The following is a 20112-nucleotide window of genomic DNA, read 5'->3' on the forward strand; positions in this document are numbered from 1 at the left end:
CGGGGCCGCTCGGCGTGGTCCGGGGCGCGACCGGCGGGGAGCTCACTCGGTGGTCATGGCCCGACGGCGGACGCGCTCGTCGTAGCGGTCCCGCGCGCCGCTGATCGGCCTGCCGAGGTACTCGCCCAGCGTGACGCCGGCGGCGAGGGCGAGCCCGACGGCGGCGGCTCCGACGAGCGCGGAGAGCCCACCTTCGATGTCGGCGTCGACGACGATGGCGAACAGGCCGTGGTAGATCGCCAGACCGGGCAGCAGGGGGACGATGCCGCAGACCGCGATGACCTGCGTGGGGACCCGCAGCCGGTCGGTCAGCACCTCGCCGCTGAACCCGAGGACGACGGCCGCGACGCCGCTGGCCAGCGCGGGACCCGCCCCCAGGTCCCCGGTCGCCCAGAACGTCGTCCAGGCCAGCGCTCCGGCTCCCGCGGCGAGGACGACCGAGCGCGGGCGGGAGTGGCAGGCCAGGGACCAGAACCCGGCGATGCCGGCGGACGCGGCCAGCGCGACGGCGAACGGCACGGGGGAGGACGAGGTCTCGACGACGGTCAGCGGGAGCTGGGCACGCTGGGCCAGGTCGAGCACCCCGGCGATGCCCACGACGATGCCGGCGGTCAGCGTCACCACCTCGAAGGCCCGTGCTGCCGCGGTCACCGGGAAGCCGCTGATCGCGTCCTGGGCAGCACTCACCAGGGACAGTCCCGCCAGGAGCACGACGATGCCGGCGGCGACGACCAGGGAGGTCCGCACGTCGACGTCCCAGGCGAGCAGGAGGACGGCGACGCCCGTGGCGAGCGCGGCCCCGGCCACCTGCTGGAAGAACGGCGGGAGACTGTGCCGGCCGAGGGCACGCAGCACCTGTTCGATCAGCGCGGTGGTCAGCGCCGCGAGGAGGGCCTCCAGCCACCCCCCGCCGAGGACGAGCCCGAAGCAACCGGCGACGCCGGCCCAGCCCAGCGCGTTCACGGCCCTGCGGTAGGTGGCCGGTGCGGAGACCACGCGGTCCAGCCGGCGGTGTGCCTCCTCCACGTCGAGTCCGCCCGCGGCCACCTCGCGCGCGAGGTCGCTGATGCCCTGCAGCCGGGTGTAGTCGGTCCGGCTCGTGCGCACGATCCGCACCGCGGTGAGCGGCACCGCGTCCTCGCGGTCGTAGCTGACCGTGATCGACGTGAAGGTGATGTCGACCTGGCAGCTGGTCAGCCCGTGGGCGGCCGCGACCCGCAGCACCGTCGCGGTCACGTCGGCCGCGGGCGCGCCGACGGACAGCATCGACTCCCCGATGCGCAGGGCCAGCTCCAGCGCGGCGTGCGCGGTGAGGTCGTCCATCCGGCTGGGCTGGGCCCGCAGGCCGATGGGCGCGGTCGGCGGGGAGTTCCCCGCGATGGCCCGCCATGCCCGCTCCGGGACACGCGCGAACGGCCTGTGGGTCCGGAGCCAGGTGGGCACGTCTCAGGCTATGTCCCGGCGCGGCACCGGCCGGTCGTCACCCGGCCGTTCGTCCCATGACATCCGCGACAGGCGAGGGCCGGGCACGGCGACCGGGAACCCGCTCCACGGGCGGGTCGACCGCCGGAGGACGACGCGTCGTGCGGGGGGATCGTGTCGGCCCGCTGCGGTCGGGGTGGACCGGGCTCGGGGTCACTGCCCCGCGGCGTCGGCTCCGTCCGGGCCGTGCCCCTCGCCCTCGGGCTGCGCTCCCGGGGGCTGCGGGTCCGTGCGCTCGAGGCGCTGACGGATCGCCGCGACGTTGAGCGCCAGGTCCTCGAGCGCCTCGACGGCACGGGTGGCGAGGGCGAACGTGAGGTTCTCGCGCTGCTCCTCGGCGCTGGGCTCGTGGGTCCCCCGCGAGACCTCGGTGCGCTCGCGCGGACGACGCGTCGCCTCCGCCCACGGGTCGTCCGCACGCCGGGGATCGCCGAACAACTCGCGCAGCATCCGCTGCGCCAGCTCGAGGAACTCGCCTGGGTCAGGCCGGTCGGTCGCCATCCGTTCCCCTCCAGCTCGTGTCGAGCACGTCGCGCGGGCCGGGGAGAAGCCGTCCGCGACGACGTGACCAACCTACGACCAACAGACCGCCTCCAGCAGCCCGCGGCAGCCATGAGTCCAGGGAACCCGGCTGCGGTGAGCAGTGGGCACACCACGTCCTGGTGACGATGGTCAGCGCAACCGACGGTCGATCTCACGGGCGCCGGTCGGTGACCCGTGGTGGCGCGCCCCTGTGCTCTTCCGCGGCACCGCTCGTCGAGGGCAGCCGCAGTTGTCCCCAGCAGAAGCCGCACAGCACATCGGCGTCCCACCCGCCCATCCAGAAGTCCACCCGCCAGGGGCTGACCCCGTCGGTGGACGACGTGAGCCACCCCTCGGGGTCCTGGACCACGGGCGTCGAGGCGAGCTCGTAGCTGTACCGGAGCCGCGCACCGAAGAACCTGGACGCGCCTCCCCCCGGCGCTGCGAGGTTCGCCTCGAGGAACTCGAGTCGTTCCCGGATGGCGGTGCGCTCGGGCTCGGCAGCGGTCTCGACGTCCTGCTGCAGCCGGGAGACCCGGTCCGCCCACACGGTCGCCAGGTCCCCGATCCCGGTCGCCTCCCGGATCTCCGCGGGTGCACTCTCCACGCCACCGGCGAAGAGCCCCTCGAAGGGGTGATCGGGGTCGGCGGGGACGACGCGCCGGGCGAGGGCGAACGGACCCTGCGTCACCCGCAGCGCGAAGGGCCAGATGGGCTCGAACCCGTCGTCCGCGATGACGCCGTTGCGCCCCTCGAACTTCGGCTCCTCGACCAGGTCGACCGACGCACCCCGCAGGGGGTGCTCGTCCTGCTGCTGTCCGTCGCGCCAGACCTGGTGGACGCGGACGCCGATCGGGGGCCCGTATGCCCGCACGAACGGCGGAGCCTGCATCCGCAGCACGCGATCGAGGTCCGGCTCGCCGGCGTAGGCGTGCACGTAGCCGGAGACACCGCGAGGCTCGTCGTACGGGTCGGGGTCGGTCGCCAGTCGGCACTGGAACCAACCCCGGAAGACCAGGTCGATCACCCGGCCACCTCGGCGAGGTTGCGACGGACGAACCCCACGGTGTCTCCGATGGCGGCGACCCTGGGGACGTCCTCGCCCAGGGACACCGCCTCGTCGACCACCGCCTGGAGCCGTTCGAGCAGGATCGTCCAGCGGGCGGACGGGAAGGGCGACACCGACTCCCGGTCGTAGATCTCGAACGGCGCGCCGGCGGTCGCGGGGCTCTCCGGCCCCATTGCGGGCATCTCGGTGAGCACCTCGGCCAGCGGCCGGATCGCCACGCTCATCATCTGACCCGTGGGAGGCGCGGAGGACCGCCCGCTGCTTCGGCGTCTCGGACGTCGCGCCGAAGAAGTGCTCCAGCATCAGCAGCACCGAGCCGTACGCGCCGTTGAACAGCTCGGCGACCCGCCGGGTGCGCTCGTCGACGAGCAGCGTCCCCCCGGTGGGGGCGTCCCGGATGGTGCGTGTCCGCGGATTGACGACGACGGGACGCGCCGCGGCGAAGAAGCCGCTCTCCTCGTACTCCTGCCGGATCCGCGCGAACCGCCCGTAGTGCGAACTGTCCCGTTCCGCCGGCGACCCCTCACCGTCCACGACGACGTCCTCGATCGCGGCCAGTGCCGAGCTCCGGTCCAGGACCTGGCGGAGGTCGAGGTCGACGGACCACCTGTTCTCGGCCTGGGCAGACCTCGGACCGATGAACAGCTCCTCCTCGTCGATGCACCGGAAGCCGTCGGCGATCTTGCCGTACAGCTCGCCGACGTAGTCGTAGGTCAGCGGATCGGGCGCAGCGGCGAAGGCCCGGACGGACCTCGTGGGAACGAGCTCCGACTCCGGCACGCGCGGCGGAGGCGGTAGCGGCTCACCCTGCGGCAGCTCGAAGACGAGCATCCGGTACAGGGCCTCGTCGGAGAAGGGCACCAGGTCGAAGTCGAAGGGGTAGTACCCCGACCGCTGCGGGAAGTTCGGGCGGTCGAAGTGCGGACCCTCGCCGATGGATGCGAGCAGGTTGCAGACGGTGCCCAGGTGCCCCATCTCCTCGACGGCGACCCGGAGGACGGTGGCCTGCCAGGAGCGCGCGCACCGTTGCTGCGGTGCACTCAACCCCTCGTCCAGCCTCTTCTTCATCGACAGGGCCGGGAACAGGTACTGGATCATGAGACCGTGCTCGAGCTCGGCAGCCTCGTGCAACGCCGCGGTGAGCTCCTCGCGGGTGTCGATCATGTCGGCGCCTTCGCGGAACGGTGGCCAACCGGACGACGGTCACCCTAGCGTCGGCAGCGGCGCACCGACCGGCTGCCGAACCCGCCGCACGCCGGTCCGTCGAGTGGAACCGGATCGCGCGGACGCTCGACCGTGGCAGCCTGCGAGGGCTACGGACGAGGCGACGATCGGCGCGGGCGACCACCCGTCACGACCACCAGCCCCGAGAACGCGAGCGCGAGCACCGACGCCAGCGCCAGGCTCGAAGCGGTGCCGGCGCTCGCCCCCACGGCTGCGTACAGCAGCGCCGGCACGGCGGTCCCCGCTGCTGCGGCGCAGACCAGGACGGACCAGCGCATCGGTGACGTCCCGGCGAGGACGGCCACGGTCTCCGCCAGCACCGGAACGGCTCTGGTGCACACCACGGCCCACGGACCCCAGCGCGTGAGCAGGCGGTCGGCCTCGGCTCGCTGAGCCGGCGTCGTCACGCGTTCGACGACGCCGCGCCCCTGACGCCCCAGCGCGAAGCCGACCAGCGCCGCCGAGACACCGCCGAGCAGGGACAGCGCAGCGCCTGGCACGAGACCGAACAGCGCTCCGTGCGCCACCATCACGACGCTCGAGGGGACCGGGAGGAACACGTCGGCGATCAGCAGTCCCAGACCGAGGAGCGCCGTGGCCGCTCCGGCACTGCGCATCGCGGGCAGTGGATCCGTCAGCAGGGGCAACGCCGCCCACTCCGCGAGGCCGAAGAGCAGCAGAGCGCCGCCCACCGGTACGGCTACGACCAGCCCATAGCCACGCACGTCGTCCCCCCGTCGGAAGGTCCGTCGGCATCGCAGCCGCGGAGGTCATCGTCCGACCGCGTGGGCGCAGTGGCCAGGGTCGTCGGTCCGGCGATGCGGCAGCTGCCGGCCGCCCGCCGCGCGGCCCGATCGGCTTCGGGTCGATCCCACCCACCCAGTATCCGCGCCACGTCCGGCCGGGGTGAGCTGACAGGCCGGTCGGCTCCGCCGTGGACCGTCCGGTTCCACTCGCCGATCGCGTGTGCCAGGGATCCGTCGTGCCGATCCCACCGCGCAACGTGCCCGCGACTGGCCCGGGGCCACTGCTCCCTGCAGTGGCGTCAGGTGACGGGGGGCGGGACGCCGTCGACGCTCGCGGCGAGGGCCGGCTCCCAGTCGCACGCGGCGCAGGAGTGGCGGATGACCGAGCGGGCGAAGGAGACCGCCGCCCGGTGCGGATCCTCGTGTCCGCGGACGTCCTCCCAGTCGAGGACGAACTCGCCGAGGTCTGCTTCCCAACGAGCCCCAGGCGGCTCGAGCCGGGCGTCCTGGTAGCCCGGGGGCGCCGGGTGCGCGTAGCCGTAGAAGGCGGCCCGTGGGTAGCGCTCGTCCCCGGGCCACCACCCGACGGCGACCTCCTGCGCGTCCATCGCGTTCCGCATGATGAAGTCTCCGGACGGCGGGTCCGCGGGCAGCCCCGAGAAGAGGTTCACGGCGAGGTCGAACGACCCCCACCAGGCGTTGACCGGCGTGGAGCGCCCCCGGTAGGGAGCACGGACCTCGGCGAGGGCCAGGGAGGCGCGAACCGCCGCCGCGAAGTAGGAGCCGACGTGGTCCGGGTCGTACGTGGCGTGCTCCTCGTCCTCGTCCAGCGGAGTCGTCCACGGCGTCTCCTGCGGACGGGGATCGATGGTCACCGGTCCCGCCACATCGCGGACCGCGGCGAGGACCTCGCGCGTCACCTCGCCCACCGGGCGGGAAGGCCCGAGGGCGATCCGGTGCCGGCGTCCGAGGCTGTGCTCCACGCCTGCCTCGTGCGCGTGGAGGTCCAGGACGACGACCAGGGTCCCGGATCCGTCGGGTGCGGGCAGTGGCTGCGTCTCCCAGCCCCTGGCGGTCAGGCGCAGGGCGGCGTGCTGCAGCTGCGGTTCCGGCGGCGCGAGCGCGGCGGAGAGCTTGCCGAGGACCTGCGTGTGTGCGTGCAGGGTGTCGAGGGTCGCCCGCCACTGCTCGTAGGGCAGGGCCGGCCAGTGCTCGGACGCGAGCATGCCCGGACCCGATCGCAGGACCGCGGCTCCCAGGGCGGTGTCGGAGTCCACGGCCGGTCAGCGACGCGGCTCGGGGACCCGGGACGGGCGCAGGGGTCCGAAGGCGGCCCGGACCTCGGTCGCGAACAGCTCGGGCTCCTCCCAGGCGGCGAAGTGGCCGCCCCGCTCCGCCTCGTGGAAGTAGGTGAGCGTGGGGTATGCCAGTTCGGCCCAGCTGCGGGGAGTCCGCCAGATCTCGCCGGGGAAGGTGGTGAACCCGACCGGGATCCGCACCTCCGGCGGGGACTGGGCAGCTGCGGCCGCCGCTGCGTCGACTCCGTAGGCCTCCCAGTACGACCGGGCCGCCGAGGCACCGGTGCCGGTCAGCCAGTACAGCGTGATGTTGTCGAGGATCCGGTCGCGGGTGAGGTGCCCCGTCGGCCGTCCGTCGACGAAGGCACCGGAGATCTTGTAGTACGCGTCGGTGTCGTGGTCGAGCATCCAGGCGGCCAGGGCCACCGGCGAGTCCAGCAGGGCGTAACCGATCGTCTGCGGCCGGGTCGCCTGCTGGAGGAAGTACGCGATGCCGCTCGACCGGAACGTGGCGATCGCATCCGCCGCGGCTCGTTCCTCCTCGGAGTTCGTCGGCTGAGGACCGCCCAGCGCCGTCACCAGGAGGTTGGTGTGGATGCCGAGCAGGCCCTCGGGGCCCTGCCGCCCCATCGCGTCGGTGACGCCGGCACCCACGTCGCCGCCCTGGGCGACGTACCGCGGGTGGTCGAGGCGGCGCATCAGCTCCGCCCAGGCGCGCGCGGTGCGACCGAGGTCCCACCCGAGTTCGGCCGGCTCACCGGAGAAGCCGTATCCGGGCAGGGACGGCAGCACGAGGTGGAAGGCGTCCTCCGCGCGGCCGCCGTGCGCGGTCGGGTCGGTGAGGGGCCCGACGACCTCGAGCAGCTCGATGACCGAGCCGGGCCACCCGTGCGTCATGACCAGCGGCAACGCGTCCTCGTGCCGGGAGCGCACGTGCACGAAGTGGATGTCCACCCCGTCGATCTCGGTGGTGAACTGCGGTAGCGCGTTGAGTCTCGCCTCGCACCGGCGCCAGTCGTACTCGGTCGCCCAGTAGCGGGCGAGCTCCTGGACCGTCGCCAGCTGCACGCCCTGCGAGCGATCTGCGACCAGCTCCCTGGAGGGCCAGCGCGTCGTCTCGATGCGTCTGCGCAACTCGGTGAGCGCCTCGTCCGGGATGCTGACCCGGAAGGGACGGATGGCACTGCCGGTTCGTTCGGCTACCGCAGTCATGGCTGGGGCTCGCCTTCTGTTCGGGACCTGCTGGACAGCGAGTCGACAGTGACCCAGCCACCGCAACGGGTGCATGAGTCGAATGACGTCGGTGACCGGATCGCGGCACTGCTCTTCCCCGCGGTCGCCCGACGGTGGTCAGCCGGAGCCCACGCTCGCTCGGTCCGACTGCGGAGCGTCACTCGGGTGCGCGCCGATCTGCCTGCTGCGCTCCGCGTGGCGGTTCACCGGCCCCTGGCCCGGGCGCAGTCGGTTGGCCGATGCGGCGCCCGGTGCGACGGCCAGACTCGGACGAAGAAGCCCCGACCACCCCGGAGGTGCAGCCGTGGTCTCGGATGCCGCTCCCACCTCACAGCAGTCACCGGACGCGTTCGCCGGCAAGCTGGAACGCACCGAGGTCCAGCGCGGCCCCTGCTCCGTCCCCGGACGGGAGATCGTGCAGGTCCTGACGGAGATCCCGGTCGGTGTGGAGTCCGGCTGGCACACGCATCCAGGGGAGGAGGTGGGATACATCGACGCAGGGACGGTGGAGGTGCTCGTCGAGGGCCGGCCGCCGCGGACGCTGCACGCCGGGGAGGGGTTCCTCATCCCTCCGGGGACACCCCACAACGCCCGGGACCTGGGCCCGGGGACGGGGCGGATGCTGTCCACGTACCTCGTCGAGATCGGAGAGCCGCTCGTCACGCTCCTCGGCTGAGCGAAGCCTCACCGCACTACTGGGCGTCCGCGCAGCGCCCGGCGTGCCGCGGCGGACGGGCGCCGGATCCCGGCCACCTCGCCCGTCGGTCGGGATCGGGCCCGGGATCGGAGGCGGAGCCCGGATCACCGGGGCACGGCCACTCGGTCGATGCGAGCGATGAGGGTCCGGCCTGGGTCTGGAGCACCGGGCGACCCGGCCGGTGGCCCTCGTGGACACCACACGCACCCGGAGCTGGCACGGGCGTCTGCACCACCGAGGACGGGGTGGACGTCTGCTACGGGGACCGGGGGAGCGGGCAGCCCGTCGTCCTCAGCCACGGCCGGCCGCTGACGCGGGATGCGTGGGATCCGCAGCCCGAGCTCGTCGACGACGCCGGGTACCCGGTGGATCGCCCACGACCGGCGGGTGGTGGCCGCTCGTCGCAGCCGTGGACGGCGACGACCAGCCACCTACGCCGGTGACCTGGGCGGGCTCGTCGAGCACATCGACCTGCGTGACGTCGTCCTGGTCGTGCACTCCACCGCCGGGGGAGAGGTCACCCGGTACCTGGGGCGGCACGGCACGTCCCCGGTGGCGGCGGCCGTGCTGCTGAGTGCCACCCACCGCACCGTGCGCCAATCCGCAGGGCGGACAGAGCCCGAGGGGCTGCTCGCACGACGTCCTCTGAGCGGCTACGACTGCTGATCGGCCCTCGGGATCGACGAGATGGTGGAGCCGGTCCAACGCTGGCCGGCCACCTCGAGCTCACGCACCTTCAGCGAGCCGATCTCGATCTCCTCGGCGCGCAGTCTCCGGATCACCGCGTCGGCGATCGCGAGCCGGCCGACGGCCATCGCGCCGACAGCGGTGACGGCGACAGCGAGAGGCCCCATCGCCGACGGCCCGAGGATGCGGGCGCCGACAGCCATCGCGCCGGTGACGCTCGCCGCCGTTGCGGTGGAGCCGGTCCTCTGGCGACGGATGTTGATCATGCTGGTCATGGCTCCTCCTGTGGCGATCCCTCAGGTGTGGCAATGCACCGTTGCGCGTGCGGGCACGCCCGTGCAATACCCGGCGGGCGTCACGCTGTCGGTCTCGAGTCCCGACGTGGTCCTCGCGGCCCTCGACCCGGGCGCCTCGAGCGGCCGGGTGGTGGCCGCGCGGGTCGGTCCGGAGCGCCTGGACCTGCACGAGGTGCACCGGTTCCCCGACCGGCCGGTCCGGACGGCGGAAACCCTGCACGGGGACGTCCTCGCCCTCCACGCCGGCATCCTCGACGGCCTCCGGGCGGCCGGGCGCGACCCGGCCGGCTGGGCGGCGTCGGCATCGACAGCTGGGCGGTCGCCCACGGGCTGCTCGACGCCGACGGCGCCCCACCCGAGACGCGGCTGGGTGCTGTTCGAGGGGCACCTCGTCACCTCGACGGCGCGAGGCCGTTCGTGTGGCCGACGGACACGCGGACCGGTGGACGCTCTCAGTCGCGCCGCGAGTTCCACGGGTGGCGGCGGAGTTCCGCAGCAAGCGCGTCGACGCCCTGCTCGCCGAACCGACGCGCCCAGAGCGTCAGCCACTCCTCCTGGTCCACGAAGAACTTCCAGTCGCTCACCACTCCGTGCCTCACGAAGATGAACGGCACGGGTGATTGGAATGGGCGGAAGCCGTTGTTGTAGATCGCAGTCGCCTGATTGCCGTTGTAGAACGGCCCGAACACGATTCCGTCCTCGACGTAGGACGGAACCGCGATCTCCCCCAGGACGTCGTCGAACACGTCCTGCGCACGGTCGGCCGGCAGATCGGTGAAGACGACGGTGATCACGTCGTAGTCGGTATCGCCGCCGTCAGGGGATCCGACGTCGAGGAGCCGGCGCTTGTAGCTGTTCATCAGTTCGACCACGTGGGCCGCGCTCCCACCGCCGATGTGTTCGGGGGCGAGCCACATCGTCCGCCGTTCGACCGAAGTGGGCATGAAGGGGCACACGGGCCCGGGGCGACCGAGCTCGTCGTTGGGCTCGAGGATGAAATCGTTGATCCAGTCGGCCACGGCCTGGAGTGCCTCCCGGTCCCGCGGCGCAAGACCACTTGCCTTTCCGTTGCTCTCGAGATCCTCGAGGAGGACGAGGTCAGTGGTCTGTGTCGACATCGCGGCCTCCGAGGAGGGATAGCGGACCCGTGAACGGTCCATGAGGTGGCCGAGCGTGCTCATCCGCTCCGCTCGTCGCACCCGTCGAAGACCCTGGTCTGCTCCCTCGACGACCCACCAGTGCCGGCGACGGACCGCAGGTCAGCGTCGTGGCCGCGCCCATCCTGCTCAGCTCGAGCGGCGCGACACACCGAGGAGTTCCGCAAGGGCCTCGAACGGCGCGAGGACGCCGGCACCGCGGCCGCCCGGAGGCGCTCGCGGTCGCAACCGCGAGGCCACCGTGGGAACGCTGGCTGGGCTGGACACCTGGGTGCTCCGCCCGCACGAGGGACAGGACCGGGACGGGCTCCACGGGGCGCTGGAACGTGCCGGGGCGGCCTTCGAACAGACCCGGAGTGCTCGCTCACGGGTCAGCCGGTCAGCCGGTGCGGCGCGCGCGGGCCAGGGCCAGCCCCCCGAGGACCACGGCGATCAGCCCCACCACCACGGCCATGACCCCCCCGACCATCCCGTAGCCGGTGCCGGGACCACCGTCGGCGGCGGCCACGACGAGCCCGCCGATGGCCGTGCCGGTCAGCCCCACCACCAGGGCCACGGTGGCCCCGTTCCTCGCGTTGCCGTTGCCGATGCGACCGGCGGAGCGCAGAGCCATCCCGCCGATGACCACGCCGGCCAGTCCCAGCAGCGCGGCCACCAGCGACCAGAGACGCCCGGGGGTCATGGCGTGTGCACTGGCGGCGGTCGGCTGGACGAGGACGTGCGCGGCTGCCGGGGTGGCGAACCCGAGGACGCCGATCGTGGCGACTGCGCCGGCGGCGAGCAGGTGACGGACGGACATGGGGCGCTCCTCCTCCCACAACTGGACGCCGCTGATCGTGTCCGCCGGTCCCGCCGCCGGTCGTCGTGCGGCCGCAGGCACTTCGCGCTGCCGCCGGTGCCGTAGCCGGCTACCGCGCGGGTGCCGAACGAGCCATGGGTACTGCGTGGGCGGTAGGCGATCGACCATCCGTGCGCGGGAGTCGCTTGCGCGGACATCGGGCTAGCGTGCCCGCATGGGCGGGGCGCGGATCAGCGTCGGAGACTGGGCGATCGCCGTCGGCGTGGGGGCGACCCTGCTGATCGCCGGGCTGTCCGGGCAGCACCCCTCGACGGATCTCGAGCCGCTCGGCTACCTGCTGCTGGCAGCTGGTGGGCTGTCGCTGGTCGCGCGCCGCTGGGCTCCGGTCACCGTGCTGGTCGTGACCGGGCTGTGCGCGCTGGGTCACCAGTCCGTCGGTTTCGACGTGCCGGTCGTCGCGTTCCTGTTCGCGGTGTACGCCGCGGTGCGGGCGGGACACCGCATCGTTCCGGTGGTTGCTTCGGTGGTCATGCTGGCTGCCCTGCCGCTGGCGATCCTGGTCTCTCCCCGGGACTGGCCCGTGGGCGAGGCGTTCTCGCAGTCCCGGGACGTCCTCGAACTGGCCTGGCTGATCGCCGCCGGTGCGGCGGGTGAGGCGCTGCGGCAGGCCGAGCGCCGAGCGGACGAAGCCGAGCGCACCCGCGAGGAGACCGCGCGGCGCCGCGCCGGCGAGGAGCGGCTGCACATCGCGCGGGAACTGCACGACTCGCTCACCCACCAGATCTCCGTCATCAAGGTGCAGGCCGACGTCGCCGTCCATCTGGCCCGCAAGCGGGGTGAACCGGTGCCGGAGGCGCTGCTGGTGATCCGGGAGGCCGGTCGTGAGGCGGCCCGGGAACTGCGGGCGACTCTGGAGGCGCTGCGCGATGGCGACAGGAACCCGCCGGACGGGCTCGGGCTCGGCCACGTCCCGGACCTGCTGCACCGGGCTCGGCTGGCCGGTCTGGACGCGGAGCTGACGATCGAGGGACACAACGACGACGTGCCGGCCGCGGTGGACCGGACTGCTTATCGGATCGTCCAGGAGTCGCTGACCAACGTCGCCCGCCACGCTTCCGCCGCCACCGCGTCGGTCCGGATCGACTACCGGCCCGACACCCTGCTCATCCGGGTGGATGACGACGGCCGGGCCGCGCCGGCCACCGCTCCGCCTCCCGGCGTCGGGCTGCTGGGGATGCGGGAACGAGTCACCGCTCTCGGAGGCCGCCTCCGGGCGGCGCCGCGCAGCGAGGGTGGCTTCACCGTGCAGGCCGAGCTCCCCTTGGACCACACGTCGTGATCCGTGTCCTGCTGGTCGACGACCAGCCGCTCATCCGCAGCGGCTTCCGAGCGCTCCTGGACAGCGAGGACGACATCGAGGTGGTGGCCGAGGCCGGTGACGGCAGCGAGGGCGTGGCGCGGGCCAGGGAACACCTGCCGGACGTCGCGCTCATCGACATCCAGATGCCGGTCGTCGACGGCATCGAGGCGACCCGGCGCATCGCCGCGGACCCGGCGCTGGCGTCGGTGCACGTCGTCATCCTGACCAACTACGGCGTGGACGAGTACGTCTTCGACGCGCTTCGTGCGGGCGCAGCCGGGTTCCTCGTCAAGGACATCCAGCCGGAGGACTTCCTGCACGCTGTCCGCGTCGCCGCGCGCGGCGACGCCCTGCTCGCGCCGTCGATCACCCGCAAGCTGATCAAGCGGTACGTCAGCCAGCCGCTGGACACCGGCATCGACACGGGGCTGGGAGAACTGACCAGCCGCGAACGCGAGGCCGTCGCCCTGGTCGCGCGGGGACTGTCCAACGACCAGGTCGCCGAACGCATGGTGATCAGCCCGCTCACCGCGAAGACCCACGTCAACCGGGCCATGGCCAAGCTCCACGCCCGCGACCGCGCCCAGCTCGTGGTCCTCGCCTACGAGTCCGGCCTGGTGGCCCCGCGCGACTCCTGACGTCCACGGTCCGGGTGACAGCTGCCCGCCGCTGCCGGCTCCAGGCAGACGGTCCTGGGCATCGGCGCCGCGGGTGTCGAGCCCGCCCCCTCGTCGGTGCCGACCGCAGCTGCAGAACGACCGGAGGGACCGGGCCGGCCCCGTCCGCACCGACCCGCCCCCGCACCACTCCTGCTGACGGGTCCGTCCCGACTCGCGACCTCGATCCCCTCCAGCGGCCGCCAGCGCGAGTCGGTGGATCGCGTGCCGTCACGCCGCCCGCGCCGGTCGCCGGCGCTCTCCCGTCGCCGAGGTCGTAGCCCGGCGAGGGTGCCGTACGTCGAGGAGCGACCCCGGTTCCCGTCGTCAGGCGGCAGACCCGCGTACCGGCTGCACCTAGCGTCGCCGAGCGACGGCAACCCGCCGGGGCGTCGAGCTGACCAGCGAGGGGACGGACCGAGATGTCGCGCAGGAGACTCACCACGGTGGCGCTCATCGCCGTCGTGTGGACCGCGATGCTGTCCTTCGGCGGTGTCGCCGCGGAGACCGTGATGCTCTACCCGAACATCTTCGGCGACCCACCGGCGTCGCTGGACCGGGCACGGGAGTTCCTCGTCGCGGGAGGCCCCAGCGACTACTTCCCACCCCTGGGGGCCGCAGTGGTGGTCAGCGGCCTGGCTGCGACCGTGCTGACGTGGCGGGATCCGCGGCTGCGGTGGTGGATCCTCGGCGCGGCTGCGGTGTTCATCGCCTGCGACTTCGTGTTCTCGGTGTTGTTCTTCTGGCCGCGGAACGAGGTCATGTTCATCGATCCGGTCGGCACCCACACGCCGGAGTACCTCCGTCAGGTCGCCGGCGAGTTCGTCGCCGGCCACTGGGTGCGCCTGACCGGCGGCGCGGTGACCGCTGTCCTGACCTTCACCGCGCTGCTGCGCTGGGTCCGCGCCACCGCCTCCGTCCCGGCCCCGGCCCAGCCGGTCGGGGCCGGCCGGTGACCGCGGTCGTGACCGTGCTGCTCCGCCGCCTCGGCCCGCGGTCCGCGCCACGCCCGGCACCATCCGGCCCACCTCCACGGCCCCGGCGACCACAGCGCACGAGTGCCTCGGACGGGACCGCCACGTGCGACGGAGCCGGGGGACCGCGGGTGAGGGCGCGGCTCCTCGCCCCGGGCACGTTCTCCGCCTGCCGCACTGCATCGACCGGGGCGGACGGCGGGGACCGCGCCCCGGTCGATCCCGCTGGACCGGACGGGTGGCTGGACGAGCTCAACGACCTCCGCGTCCCGGAAGACCTGGCCTGCGGACGGGGGAGCGGTCGGGAGGAGCACCGCCGCGCCGCCGAACGCAGCGTGTCCTCGTCCTTCGCAGCAGCAGTGAGGAGCCGGCGTCGTGACTGCGGAGCGATCGCTGCGTCGACGCGCGGGGATGTCCGCCGACCCGTCCGGCTTCCTACCCTGACGCCGTGCCCGACTCCAGGGACGTGTCCGCGCACAGGGGCGAGGTCCACCGGCGCCGCGCCGACCTGCTGCTCGCGACGACGCAGACCCTCACCGTGGCGCTGGTCATCGCCGCCGATCCGGAGGAGACCGGCCGGGCCACCCCCGGCGCCCACCTGTTCGCCGTCGGGTTCGGCGCCCTGGCCCTGGTGGGCCGCCGCGCCCCCCGCCTCGTCCTGGCGCTGACCGTCCTCGGCATCTTCGCCTACTACGCCCTCGGCTTCCCGCCGATCGGCATCGCCCTCCCGGCCGTCGCCGCGCTCTACCGGGCGGCCGACGTCGGTGCCCTCTGCTGGGCGGTCGGCGCGGGGACGGTGCTGGTCGCCGTGGCCGCTTGGGCCCGGGTCGCCGAGGGGCTGCCCACCGCGTACCTGCTCAGCTACGAGTTGCTCACCAACGTGGCACTCGCCGCCGCGGCGATCGCTCTCGGCGTGAGTGTCCGTGCCCGGCGGGCGGCCCGGTCCTCCCAGCAGCGGCTGCGGGCGCTGGCAGCTGCTGAGCAGGCTCGCGAGGCCGAGGGCAGGCTCCAGGCCGAGCGGGTGCGCATCGCCCAGGACCTGCACGACTCCGTCGGCCATGCCATGTCGGTGATCGCCCTGCACGGCAACGTCGCCGCCGAGGCCATCGGCCGCGACGACGAGGTGGCCCGGCGGGCGGTCCAGCAGATCGCTGTCGCGACCTCCGCCCAGCTGCGGGAGCTGCGGGCCACGGTGAAGCTCCTCCGTTCCCCCGCGGGCGACGTCGAACGGGGAGCAGTGGGCCTCTCCGGGCTCGGGCGCCTGGCGGACGCCGCCCGGGAGGCCGGTGTCGTGGTGGACCTCGACGTCACCGTCGGCGAGGGTTGCCTCGACGGCGCCATCGAGGCGGCGGCCTACCGGATCGTCCAGGAGTCGCTCACCAACGTCATCCGGCACTCCGGAGCCACCCACGCGGCGGTCACCGCCGGCGTCCGTGGGGACCGGCTGGAGCTGGTGATCGCCGACGACGGCCCGGGGGGTCGCCCGGTCGAACCGTGCTCAGCAGGGAGCGGTTCCGGCCTGAGCGGCATGCGCGAGCGCGCCGCCGTGCTCGGCGGGGAGCTCACCGCGGGCCGCGGCGCAGCCAGCGGGTTCCAGGTGCACGCGGTGCTGCCGGTGAGGCTGGACCCGTGATCCGGATCGTGCTGGTCGACGACCAGGAGCTCGTGCGCACGGGGCTGCGGACCCTCGCCGAGCGCGACGGCGACATCACCGTCGTCGGCGAGGCCGGGACCGGTCGCGCGGGCCTGGCCCGCATCCGCGAGCTGCAGCCCGATGTCGTCCTCATGGACGTCCGCATGCCGGAGATGGACGGTCTCCAGGCGACCCGCGAGGTCGTCGCGGACCCGCGGTTGAGAGACGTCCGCGTGCTGGTGCTCACCACCTTCGACGAGGACGAGCACGTGTTCGAGGCCATCCGCGCCGGTGCGGCCGGCTACCTGCTCAAGGACGTCTCGCCGACGGACCTGCGCCAGGGGATCCGCGTGGTGGCCGCGGGCGAGTCGCTGCTGTCCCCCTCGGTCACCCGGACGGTGCTGCGGTCCCTGGCCGACCGACTGCAGGCCGCAGTGGACGACACGCCGCTGCAGGTGCTCACCCAGCGCGAGAGGGAGGTCCTCGCCCTCGTGGGTCGGGGCCTGTCCAACGACGAGATCGCCCGAGAGCTCTTCCTCTCCCCGGCAACGGCACGCACCTACGTCTCCCGACTGCTGACCAAGCTCGACGCCCGCGACCGCGCCCGCCTGGTCGTGCTCGCCTACGAGACCGGGCTGGTCATCCCGGGGGCGTGAGTCGGCGCCGCTCTCCGGGTGGGGCTGGACGTGCCTGCGGCGAGCGCTGCTGGTGGAGCCGGTGGCACCGGGACCGTCCGGCCCGGGTGGCCGGGTTCTGCTCCGGCCGCCCGGCGCCAGGTGTACCGACCGGGGAGAAGCGCTGTGCTGGCCCTCCGACGGCGTCCGGATCACCCGTTCTCGCTGGTCGGGCGTCTGGCGCGGGCTGGACGCGCACCGGTTCGCCCGGGATCTTCGGGGAGCGGAACCCGAGAGCGCTGTCGACGGCGGCAACACCACTGTTCGCGGATGAGCGTGGGTGGGTCATCCGGCGACTTCTCGCGCCCGCCTCCCGCGCCTGGAGGTGTTGCCGGTGCCACTCGGTCCCCGCCGCCCGGCAGTCCCCGGGCTGAGCCGGGACGGCATCGCCCAACGTCTCGAGCTGTCGAGCTCTGCGGGGAACTGGGGCTGGGACGCCCGCGGCCCCAGTACCGCGACCGGCCCCGGCGAGATCGCCGAGTTCGACACCCGGCTTCCGCACTGGTTCGGTCCCGCCGGCGACCAGCCGGTCGAGATCCTCAGCCTGCTGGGTCCGCAGGGGGAACGCATCCACGTCCGTGCCGCGCCCCGCCGGACCGCCGACACCTGATCACCCAGGTGGCCGGAGCCAGAGGCGTCGACACCACGCGGCCCCGGCTGCCACGATGCGTCTCCGGAGCCGACGGTGTGGCCGGTGACCAGAGTCGTCGACGCCGGGGCCCGGCCCCTCCAGGGAGAGGCGGTCGCGGTGGGGCCCCTGCTCACGACCAAGCTGCACGCGCCCCGGCGGAGGCGCGGCCTGGTGGCCCGCCCCCGGCTCATCGAGCGGCTCAGCCGCGGCAACGAGGCGGCGCTGACGCTGGTGTCGGCACCGGCCGGGTTCGGCAAGACGACGGTGCTCAGTGACTGGTTGTCCGCCGCGCCTGCGGCGGACCGGTGCGTGGCGTGGCTGTCCCTCGACGCGCGGGACGACGATCCGGCGCTGTTCTGGGCCTACCTGGTGGCCGCGGTGCAGACGGCGCTGCCCGGCGCCGGCGCCGGCGCGCTCGCCCTGCTGTCCACGCCGCAGACCTCCGCGGAGGCGGTCGTCACGTCGCTGGTCAACGACCTGGACGCCGTCCCGGGTGACCTGGTGCTGGTCCTCGACGACTACCACCTCATCGAGTCCGCCGAGGTGCACGAGGGGATGGCGTACCTGCTCGAGCACCTGCCGCCGCACGCGCACCTGGTGATCGCCGGCCGCGCCGATCCGCCGTTGCCGCTGGCGCGCCTGCGGGTCCGCGGTGAGCTCGTGGAGCTGCGCGCCGCGGACCTGCGCTTCACACCCGAGGAGGCCGCCGAGTACCTCACCGAGGCCATGGGACTGGCCCTGAGCGCCGGCGAGGTGGCCGCCCTGGACACCCGCACCGAGGGCTGGATCGCCGCGCTGCAGCTGGCGGCGCTGTCCATGCAGGGCCGGACCGACGTCACCGCCTTCCTCACCGACTTCGCCGGGGACGACCGCTACATCGTCGACTACCTCGTGGAGGAGGTCCTGCAGCGTCAGCCGGAGCGGGTCCGCAGCTTCCTGCTGCAGACCTCGATCCTGAGCCGGCTCTCCGGCCCGCTGTGCGACGCGGTCACCGGCCGGCACGACGGTCGGCAGACGCTCGAGGCCCTCGACCGCGCGAACCTGTTCCTGATCCCGCTCGACGACCGCCGCCGGTGGTACCGCTACCACCACCTGTTCGCCGACGTCCTGCAGGCACACCTGCTCGACGAGCAGCCCGACGCCGTCGCCGGCCTGCACCGGCGGGCCGCCGACTGGCACGAGACCACCGGCGAGCGGGCCGAAGCGGTGCACCACGCACTGGCCGGCGGCGACCCCGCGCGCGCGGCGGAGCTGATCGAGCTGCTGCTGCCGACGCTGCAGCAGGGCCGGCAGGAGGCCACCGTGCGCCGCTGGCTGGCGGCGCTTCCGACGGAGGTACTCCGGGTCCGGCCGGTGCTCAGCATCGGCTACGCCGCAGCCCTCATGGTCAGTGGCCTGACCGACGGCGTGGAGGAGCACCTGCGCGACGCCGAGCGGTGGGTGACCCGGACGCCGGGCGACGGCCAGGACCCCCGGGCGCCGTCGGCGGAGGTGGTCGTGGTCGACGAGGAGGCGTTCCGCCGAGTGCCCAGCGCGATCTGCCTGTACCGCGCCGGGCAGGCGCTGCTGTCCGGCGACCCGGCCGGGACGATCCGGCACGCCCGGGCGGCGCTCGATCGCGCCGGCGCCGACGACGACCACCTGAGCCGCGGCCCGGCCGCCGGCCTGCTGGGCGTGGCGTACTGGACAACCGGGGACCTCGACGCCGGGCACCGGTGGTACACCGAGGCAGCGGCGCACCTGGAGCGGGCCGGGCACCTGTCCGACGTGGCCGGCTGCGCGGTCGCCCTGGCCGACATCCGCCTCGCCCAGGGCCGCCTCGGGGAGGCGATGCGCACGCTGGAGCGGGCGCTGCGCCTGGTCACCCCGGAGGCCGGGCCCCCGCTGCGGGGAGCGGCGGACGTGCACGTGGGCATCGCCGGCGTGCTCATCGAACGCGGCGAGCTCGACGCCGCCCGCCGGCACCTCGCCACCAGCCGCGACCTCGGAGAGCACGCCGGCCTGCCGCAGACCCCGTACCGCTGGCGGGTCGCCATGGCCCGGATCGCGGAGGCCGAAGGTGACCGGGAGGGCGCGCTGGCGCTGCTGGGGGACGCCGAACGCCGCTATGCCGCCGACTACTTCCCCGAGGTGCGGCCGGTTGCGGCGCTGCGGGCACGGTTGCTGGCCCGGTGCGGCCGGTGGGCCGACGCGCTGGCGTGGGCCGGCGAGCGGGCGGTAGGGGTCGACGACGAGCCCGACTACCTGCGCGAGTTCGAGCACCTCATCCTCGCCCGGGCGCTGGTCGCCCGGTTCACCGCCGACGGCGGCGAGGATTCGATCACCGGGGCGGTGCGGCTGCTGACGCGTCTGCGGCAGGCCGCGGAGGTCGGTGGGCGGACCGGCACCCTGATCGAGGTGCTGGTCGTGCAGGCGCTCGCCGAGCAGGCGCGCGGCCAGGTCGCCGCGGCGCGGGCAACTCTGCGCCGGGCGCTGGCGGCCGCCGAACCGCAGGGCCACGTCCGGGTCTTCCTCGACGAGGGTCCGCCCCTCGTGGCGCTGCTGCGGGCAGCCCCGACGCAGGTCGGCGCCGACGGCTACGCCCGCCGGCTGCTGGCTGCCCACGCGCCGGACCAGGACGGTGGACGCCGGCCCGGGACCTCGGTCGACCCGCTGAGTGGGCGCGAGCTGGACGTGCTGCGGCTGCTCGGCACCGACCTGGACGGCCCGGACATCGCCCGCGAGTTGTTCCTGTCCGTGAACACGGTGCGCACCCACACCAAGAACATCTACGCCAAGCTCGGCGTGACCAACCGCCGCGCGGCGGTCCGCCGCGGCGAGGAGCTCGACCTGCTCGCCCGGGCCGGCCACCGCTCGGGCCGCGGCGGCGACGGCCGGTAGGCCCCGTCCGCCGTCCTCTCACCACCCGGATCACCACACGTGGTGATCCGGTCTCACCACCCCGGTCCCTACGTTCTCGGCCGTACCGAACGAA

18 protein-coding genes are annotated in these 20112 nt (G+C 73.8%); 9 read left to right on the top strand and 9 right to left on the bottom strand.

Annotated features, from left to right (window positions below):
• Positions 1 to 42: 42 nt before the first annotated feature.
• The 6 genes from BMW27_RS09580 to BMW27_RS09605 all read right to left on the bottom strand — a co-directional run bounded on the left by BMW27_RS09580 (position 43) and on the right by BMW27_RS09605 (position 7553).
• Positions 43 to 1323, bottom strand: a complete 1281-nt coding sequence (locus tag BMW27_RS09580) for a threonine/serine exporter family protein (protein WP_245743433.1) — start codon at positions 1321 to 1323, stop codon at positions 43 to 45.
• A 312-nt stretch (positions 1324 to 1635) separates the two neighbouring features.
• Positions 1636 to 1983 (bottom strand): hypothetical protein, encoded by a 348-nt coding sequence (locus BMW27_RS09585; protein ID WP_091442861.1) that lies wholly within the window; start codon positions 1981 to 1983, stop codon positions 1636 to 1638.
• Positions 1984 to 2176: 193 nt separating this feature from the next.
• Positions 2177 to 4237, bottom strand: a complete 2061-nt coding sequence (locus BMW27_RS09590) for a ferritin-like domain-containing protein (RefSeq protein ID WP_091442864.1) — start codon at positions 4235 to 4237, stop codon at positions 2177 to 2179.
• A gap of 149 nt (positions 4238 to 4386) precedes the next feature.
• Entirely contained in the window at positions 4387 to 4914 is a 528-nt protein-coding gene (locus BMW27_RS09595) for a TVP38/TMEM64 family protein (protein WP_217638099.1), read from the bottom strand.
• 428 nt (positions 4915 to 5342) lie between these two features.
• Positions 5343 to 6269, bottom strand: a complete 927-nt coding sequence (locus tag BMW27_RS09600; protein ID WP_091443173.1) for a DUF5996 family protein — start codon at positions 6267 to 6269, stop codon at positions 5343 to 5345.
• A 57-nt stretch (positions 6270 to 6326) separates the two neighbouring features.
• Positions 6327 to 7553: an epoxide hydrolase family protein gene (locus BMW27_RS09605; protein ID WP_091442866.1), complete on the bottom strand. Its 1227-nt coding sequence runs from the start codon at positions 7551 to 7553 to the stop codon at positions 6327 to 6329.
• 325 nt (positions 7554 to 7878) lie between these two features.
• Between BMW27_RS09605 and BMW27_RS09610 the strand changes: the two genes are divergently transcribed.
• Positions 7879 to 8250: a cupin domain-containing protein gene (locus tag BMW27_RS09610; RefSeq protein WP_091442870.1), complete on the top strand. Its 372-nt coding sequence runs from the start codon at positions 7879 to 7881 to the stop codon at positions 8248 to 8250.
• Positions 8251 to 8589: 339 nt separating this feature from the next.
• A complete protein-coding gene (locus BMW27_RS09615; protein WP_139206863.1) occupies positions 8590 to 8937 on the top strand; it encodes an alpha/beta fold hydrolase in 348 nt (115 codons plus the stop codon).
• Here BMW27_RS09615 and BMW27_RS09620 read toward each other — a convergent pair.
• From BMW27_RS09620 to BMW27_RS09630, 3 genes are all read right to left on the bottom strand, one after another.
• The gene (locus BMW27_RS09620; protein WP_175486448.1) at positions 8925 to 9233 is read right to left on the bottom strand and encodes a hypothetical protein; all 309 of its coding nucleotides are present in this window, start codon (positions 9231 to 9233) and stop codon (positions 8925 to 8927) included. The two genes, BMW27_RS09615 and BMW27_RS09620, sit on opposite strands and share 13 nt — an antisense overlap.
• Positions 9234 to 9706: 473 nt before the next feature.
• Positions 9707 to 10435 (bottom strand): DUF6875 domain-containing protein, encoded by a 729-nt coding sequence (locus tag BMW27_RS22870; RefSeq protein ID WP_139206864.1) that lies wholly within the window; start codon positions 10433 to 10435, stop codon positions 9707 to 9709.
• Between the two features lie 355 nt (positions 10436 to 10790).
• Positions 10791 to 11210: a DUF6223 family protein gene (locus tag BMW27_RS09630; RefSeq protein ID WP_091442876.1), complete on the bottom strand. Its 420-nt coding sequence runs from the start codon at positions 11208 to 11210 to the stop codon at positions 10791 to 10793.
• Between the two features lie 214 nt (positions 11211 to 11424).
• Here BMW27_RS09630 and BMW27_RS09635 point away from each other — a divergent pair, with 214 nt between their 5' ends.
• The 7 genes from BMW27_RS09635 to BMW27_RS09665 all read left to right on the top strand — a co-directional run bounded on the left by BMW27_RS09635 (position 11425) and on the right by BMW27_RS09665 (position 20018).
• A complete protein-coding gene (locus BMW27_RS09635) occupies positions 11425 to 12549 on the top strand; it encodes a sensor histidine kinase (protein ID WP_091442879.1) in 1125 nt (374 codons plus the stop codon).
• Positions 12546 to 13208, top strand: coding sequence for a response regulator (locus tag BMW27_RS09640; protein ID WP_091442882.1), 663 nt, complete (start codon positions 12546 to 12548; stop codon positions 13206 to 13208). Before BMW27_RS09635 ends, BMW27_RS09640 begins: the two co-directional genes overlap by 4 nt.
• 440 nt (positions 13209 to 13648) lie before the next feature.
• A complete protein-coding gene (locus tag BMW27_RS09645) occupies positions 13649 to 14182 on the top strand; it encodes an anthrone oxygenase family protein (RefSeq protein ID WP_091442886.1) in 534 nt (177 codons plus the stop codon).
• Positions 14183 to 14648: 466 nt separating this feature from the next.
• Positions 14649 to 15833 carry a sensor histidine kinase gene (locus tag BMW27_RS09650; protein WP_217638100.1) on the top strand — a complete coding sequence of 395 codons (1185 nt, stop codon included), beginning with the start codon at positions 14649 to 14651 and terminating at the stop codon, positions 15831 to 15833.
• Complete coding sequence (locus BMW27_RS09655) at positions 15830 to 16489, top strand: response regulator (RefSeq protein ID WP_091442892.1); 660 nt, start codon at positions 15830 to 15832, stop codon at positions 16487 to 16489. The genes BMW27_RS09650 and BMW27_RS09655 overlap by 4 nt, the downstream gene beginning before the upstream one ends.
• A 352-nt stretch (positions 16490 to 16841) precedes the next feature.
• Entirely contained in the window at positions 16842 to 17117 is a 276-nt protein-coding gene (locus BMW27_RS23680) for a hypothetical protein (RefSeq protein WP_217638101.1), read from the top strand.
• An 84-nt stretch (positions 17118 to 17201) separates the two neighbouring features.
• Positions 17202 to 20018: a winged helix-turn-helix domain-containing protein gene (locus BMW27_RS09665; protein WP_245743435.1), complete on the top strand. Its 2817-nt coding sequence runs from the start codon at positions 17202 to 17204 to the stop codon at positions 20016 to 20018.
• The last annotated feature ends 94 nt before the right edge of the window (positions 20019 to 20112 follow it).

Origin of the sequence: Geodermatophilus poikilotrophus, assembly GCF_900111455.1 — a bacterium.
Classification (GTDB): domain Bacteria; phylum Actinomycetota; class Actinomycetes; order Mycobacteriales; family Geodermatophilaceae; genus Geodermatophilus; species Geodermatophilus poikilotrophus.

Coding starts and splice junctions, on each gene's coding strand:
- BMW27_RS09580 (WP_245743433.1), bottom strand. CDS start 1,323: ATGGACGACCTCACCGCGCACGCCGCGCTGGAGCTGGCCCTGCGCATC.
- BMW27_RS09585 (WP_091442861.1), bottom strand. CDS start 1,983: ATGGCGACCGACCGGCCTGACCCAGGCGAGTTCCTCGAGCTGGCGCAG.
- BMW27_RS09590 (WP_091442864.1), bottom strand. CDS start 4,237: ATGATCGACACCCGCGAGGAGCTCACCGCGGCGTTGCACGAGGCTGCC.
- BMW27_RS09595 (WP_217638099.1), bottom strand. CDS start 4,914: ATGCGCAGTGCCGGAGCGGCCACGGCGCTCCTCGGTCTGGGACTGCTG.
- BMW27_RS09600 (WP_091443173.1), bottom strand. CDS start 6,269: ATGCTCGCGTCCGAGCACTGGCCGGCCCTGCCCTACGAGCAGTGGCGG.
- BMW27_RS09605 (WP_091442866.1), bottom strand. CDS start 7,553: ATGACTGCGGTAGCCGAACGAACCGGCAGTGCCATCCGTCCCTTCCGG.
- BMW27_RS09615 (WP_139206863.1), top strand. CDS start 8,590: ATGCGTGGGATCCGCAGCCCGAGCTCGTCGACGACGCCGGGTACCCGG.
- BMW27_RS09620 (WP_175486448.1), bottom strand. CDS start 9,233: ATGACCAGCATGATCAACATCCGTCGCCAGAGGACCGGCTCCACCGCA.
- BMW27_RS22870 (WP_139206864.1), bottom strand. CDS start 10,435: ATGAGCACGCTCGGCCACCTCATGGACCGTTCACGGGTCCGCTATCCC.
- BMW27_RS09630 (WP_091442876.1), bottom strand. CDS start 11,210: ATGTCCGTCCGTCACCTGCTCGCCGCCGGCGCAGTCGCCACGATCGGC.
- BMW27_RS09635 (WP_091442879.1), top strand. CDS start 11,425: ATGGGCGGGGCGCGGATCAGCGTCGGAGACTGGGCGATCGCCGTCGGC.
- BMW27_RS09645 (WP_091442886.1), top strand. CDS start 13,649: ATGTCGCGCAGGAGACTCACCACGGTGGCGCTCATCGCCGTCGTGTGG.